At 34.2% G+C, this 4,630-nt stretch carries 5 protein-coding genes; all 5 read left to right on the forward strand.

The window, feature by feature from the left end:
- On the forward strand, positions 1 to 1,133 hold a 1,133-nt coding region (gene tet, locus KA830_RS13395), incomplete at its 5' end, for a Tet(L)/Tet(K)/Tet(45) family tetracycline efflux MFS transporter (protein ID WP_210134305.1).
- A 563-nt stretch (positions 1,134 to 1,696) separates the two neighbouring features.
- Complete coding sequence (gene mobV / locus KA830_RS13400; RefSeq protein WP_000119405.1) at positions 1,697 to 2,959, forward strand: MobV family relaxase; 1,263 nt, start codon at positions 1,697 to 1,699, stop codon at positions 2,957 to 2,959.
- Positions 2,960 to 3,203: 244 nt separating this feature from the next.
- Positions 3,204 to 4,187 carry a protein rep gene (locus KA830_RS13405; RefSeq protein WP_000336291.1) on the forward strand — a complete coding sequence of 328 codons (984 nt, stop codon included), beginning with the start codon at positions 3,204 to 3,206 and terminating at the stop codon, positions 4,185 to 4,187.
- Positions 4,188 to 4,290: 103 nt separating this feature from the next.
- Entirely contained in the window at positions 4,291 to 4,353 is a 63-nt protein-coding gene (locus KA830_RS13935) for a tetracycline resistance efflux system leader peptide (RefSeq protein ID WP_012779615.1), read from the forward strand.
- 33 nt (positions 4,354 to 4,386) lie between these two features.
- On the forward strand, positions 4,387 to 4,630 hold a 244-nt coding region (locus tag KA830_RS13415), incomplete at its 3' end, for an MFS transporter (RefSeq protein WP_210134306.1).

Raw genomic sequence — 4,630 nt, forward strand, 5'->3', positions numbered from 1 at the left:
TCCTATTTGGAATTATAATAAATTGTTTCGGGTCGGTAATTGGGTTTGTTGGCCATTCTTTCTTTTCCTTACTTATTATGGCTCGTTTTATTCAAGGGGCTGGTGCAGCTGCATTTCCAGCACTCGTAATGGTTGTAGTTGCGCGCTATATTCCAAAGGAAAATAGGGGTAAAGCATTTGGTCTTATTGGATCGATAGTAGCCATGGGAGAAGGAGTCGGTCCAGCGATTGGTGGAATGATAGCCCATTATATTCATTGGTCCTATCTTCTACTCATTCCTATGATAACAATTATCACTGTTCCGTTTCTTATGAAATTATTAAAGAAAGAAGTAAGGATAAAAGGTCATTTTGATATCAAAGGAATTATACTAATGTCTGTAGGCATTGTATTTTTTATGTTGTTTACAACATCATATAGCATTTCTTTTCTTATCGTTAGCGTGCTGTCATTCCTGATATTTGTAAAACATATCAGGAAAGTAACAGATCCTTTTGTTGATCCCGGATTAGGGAAAAATATACCTTTTATGATTGGAGTTCTTTGTGGGGGAATTATATTTGGAACAGTAGCAGGGTTTGTCTCTATGGTTCCTTATATGATGAAAGATGTTCACCAGCTAAGTACTGCCGAAATCGGAAGTGTAATTATTTTCCCTGGAACAATGAGTGTCATTATTTTCGGCTACATTGGTGGGATACTTGTTGATAGAAGAGGTCCTTTATACGTGTTAAACATCGGAGTTACATTTCTTTCTGTTAGCTTTTTAACTGCTTCCTTTCTTTTAGAAACAACATCATGGTTCATGACAATTATAATCGTATTTGTTTTAGGTGGGCTTTCGTTCACCAAAACAGTTATATCAACAATTGTTTCAAGTAGCTTGAAACAGCAGGAAGCTGGTGCTGGAATGAGTTTGCTTAACTTTACCAGCTTTTTATCAGAGGGAACAGGTATTGCAATTGTAGGTGGTTTATTATCCATACCCTTACTTGATCAAAGGTTGTTACCTATGGAAGTTGATCAGTCAACTTATCTGTATAGTAATTTGTTATTACTTTTTTCAGGAATCATTGTCATTAGTTGGCTGGTTACCTTGAATGTATATAAACATTCTCAAAGGGATTTCTAAATCGTTAAGGGATCAACTTTGGGAGAGAGTTCAAAATTGATCCTTTTTTTATAACAGGAATTCAAATCTTTTTGTTCCATTAAAGGGCGCGATTGCTGAATAAAAGATACGAGAGACCTCTCTTGTATCTTTTTTATTTTGAGTGGTTTTGTCCGTTACACTAGAAAACCGAAAGACAATAAAAATTTTATTCTTGCTGAGTCTGGCTTTCGGTAAGCTAGACAAAACGGACAAAATAAAAATTGGCAAGGGTTTAAAGGTGGAGATTTTTTGAGTGATCTTCTCAAAAAATACTACCTGTCCCTTGCTGATTTTTAAACGAGCACGAGAGCAAAACCCCCCTTTGCTGAGGTGGCAGAGGGCAGGTTTTTTTGTTTCTTTTTTCTCGTAAAAAAAAGAAAGGTCTTAAAGGTTTTATGGTTTTGGTCGGCACTGCCGACAGCCTCGCAGAGCACACACTTTATGAATATAAAGTATAGTGTGTTATACTTTACTTGGAAGTGGTTGCCGGAAAGAGCGAAAATGCCTCACATTTGTGCCACCTAAAAAGGAGCGATTTACATATGAGTTATGCAGTTTGTAGAATGCAAAAAGTGAAATCAGCTGGACTAAAAGGCATGCAATTTCATAATCAAAGAGAGCGAAAAAGTAGAACGAATGATGATATTGACCATGAGCGAACACGTGAAAATTATGATTTGAAAAATGATAAAAATATTGATTACAACGAACGTGTCAAAGAAATTATTGAATCACAAAAAACAGGTACAAGAAAAACGAGGAAAGATGCTGTTCTTGTAAATGAGTTGCTAGTAACATCTGACCGAGATTTTTTTGAGCAACTGGATCCAGGAGAACAAAAACGATTTTTTGAGGAAAGTTATAAATTATTTTCCGAACGATATGGCAAGCAAAATATTGCTTATGCAACAGTTCATAATGATGAGCAAACCCCTCACATGCATTTAGGTGTTGTGCCTATGCGTGATGGAAAACTGCAAGGAAAAAATGTGTTTAATCGTCAAGAACTGTTATGGCTACAAGATAAATTCCCCGAGCATATGAAAAAACAGGGTTTTGAGTTGAAGCGTGGTGAACGTGGCTCTGACCGTAAACATATTGAGACAGCTAAATTTAAAAAACAAACTTTGGAAAAAGAGATTGATTTTCTAGAAAAAAATTTAGCAGTTAAAAAAGATGAATGGACTGCTTATAGCGATAAAGTTAAATCAGATTTAGAAGTACCAGCGAAACGACACATGAAAAGTGTTGAAGTGCCAACGGGTGAAAAGTCCATGTTTGGTTTGGGAAAAGAAATAATGAAAACAGAAAAGAAACCAACCAAAAATGTTGTTATATCGGAGCGTGATTATAAAAACTTAGTGACTGCTGCGAGAGATAACGATAGGTTAAAACAGCATGTTAGAAATCTCATGAGTACTGATATGGCGAGAGAATATAAAAAATTAAGTAAAGAACATGGGCAAGTTAAAGAAAAATATAGTGGTCTTGTAGAGCGATTTAATGAAAATGTAAATGATTATAATGAGTTGCTTGAAGAAAACAAGTCTTTAAAGTCTAAAATAAGCGATTTAAAGCGTGATGTGAGTTTAATCTATGAAAGCACTAAGGAATTCCTTAAGGAACGTACAGACGGCTTAAAAGCCTTTAAAAACGTTTTTAAGGGGTTTGTAGACAAGGTAAAGGATAAAACAGCACAATTCCAAGAAAAACACGATTTAGAACCTAAAAAGAACGAATTTGAACTAACTCATAACCGAGAGGTAAAAAAAGAACGAAGTCGAGATCAGGGAATGAGTTTATAAAATAAAAAAAGCACCTGAAAAGGTGTCTTTTTTTGATGGTTTTGAACTTGTTCTTTCTTATCTTGATACATATAGAAATAACGTCATTTTTATTTTAGTTGCTGAAAGGTGCGTTGAAGTGTTGGTATGTATGTGTTTTAAAGTATTGAAAACCCTTAAAATTGGTTGCACAGAAAAACCCCATCTGTTAAAGTTATAAGTGACCAAACAAATAACTAAATAGATGGGGGTTTCTTTTAATATTATGTGTCCTAATAGTAGCATTTATTCAGATGAAAAATCAAGGGTTTTAGTGGACAAGACAAAAAGTGGAAAAGTGAGACCATGGAGAGAAAAGAAAATCGCTAATGTTGATTACTTTGAACTTCTGCATATTCTTGAATTTAAAAAGGCTGAAAGAGTAAAAGATTGTGCTGAAATATTAGAGTATAAACAAAATCGTGAAACAGGCGAAAGAAAGTTGTATCGAGTGTGGTTTTGTAAATCCAGGCTTTGTCCAATGTGCAACTGGAGAAGAGCAATGAAACATGGCATTCAGTCACAAAAGGTTGTTGCTGAAGTTATTAAACAAAAGCCAACAGTTCGTTGGTTGTTTCTCACATTAACAGTTAAAAATGTTTATGATGGCGAAGAATTAAATAAGAGTTTGTCAGATATGGCTCAAGGATTTCGCCGAATGATGCAATATAAAAAAATTAATAAAAATCTTGTTGGTTTTATGCGTGCAACGGAAGTGACAATAAATAATAAAGATAATTCTTATAATCAGCACATGCATGTATTGGTATGTGTGGAACCAACTTATTTTAAGAATACAGAAAACTACGTGAATCAAAAACAATGGATTCAATTTTGGAAAAAGGCAATGAAATTAGACTATGATCCAAATGTAAAAGTTCAAATGATTCGACCGAAAAATAAATATAAATCGGATATACAATCGGCAATTGACGAAACTGCAAAATATCCTGTAAAGGATACGGATTTTATGACCGATGATGAAGAAAAGAATTTGAAACGTTTGTCTGATTTGGAGGAAGGTTTACACCGTAAAAGGTTAATCTCCTATGGTGGTTTGTTAAAAGAAATACATAAAAAATTAAACCTTGATGACACAGAAGAAGGCGATTTGATTCATACAGATGATGACGAAAAAGCCGATGAAGATGGATTTTCTATTATTGCAATGTGGAATTGGGAACGGAAAAATTATTTTATTAAAGAGTAGTTCAACAAACGGGCCATATTGTTGTATAAGTGATGAAATACTGAATTTAAAACTTAGTTTATATGTGGTAAAATGTTTTAATCAAGTTTAGGAGGAATTAATTATGAAGTGTAATGAATGTAACAGGGTTCAATTAAAAGAGGGAAGCGTATCATTAACCCTATAAACTACGTCTGCCCTCATTATTGGAGGGTGAAATGTGAATACATCCTATTCACAATCGAATTTACGACACAACCAAATTTTAATTTGGCTTTGTATTTTATCTTTTTTTAGCGTATTAAATGAAATGGTTTTGAACGTCTCATTACCTGATATTGCAAATGATTTTAATAAACCACCTGCGAGTACAAACTGGGTGAACACAGCCTTTATGTTAACCTTTTCCATTGGAACAGCTGTATATGGAAAGCTATCTGATCAATTAGGCATCAAAAGGTTAC

Source organism: Staphylococcus sp. GDY8P119P, assembly GCF_017892075.1.
GTDB lineage: Bacteria > Bacillota > Bacilli > Staphylococcales > Staphylococcaceae > Staphylococcus > Staphylococcus ureilyticus.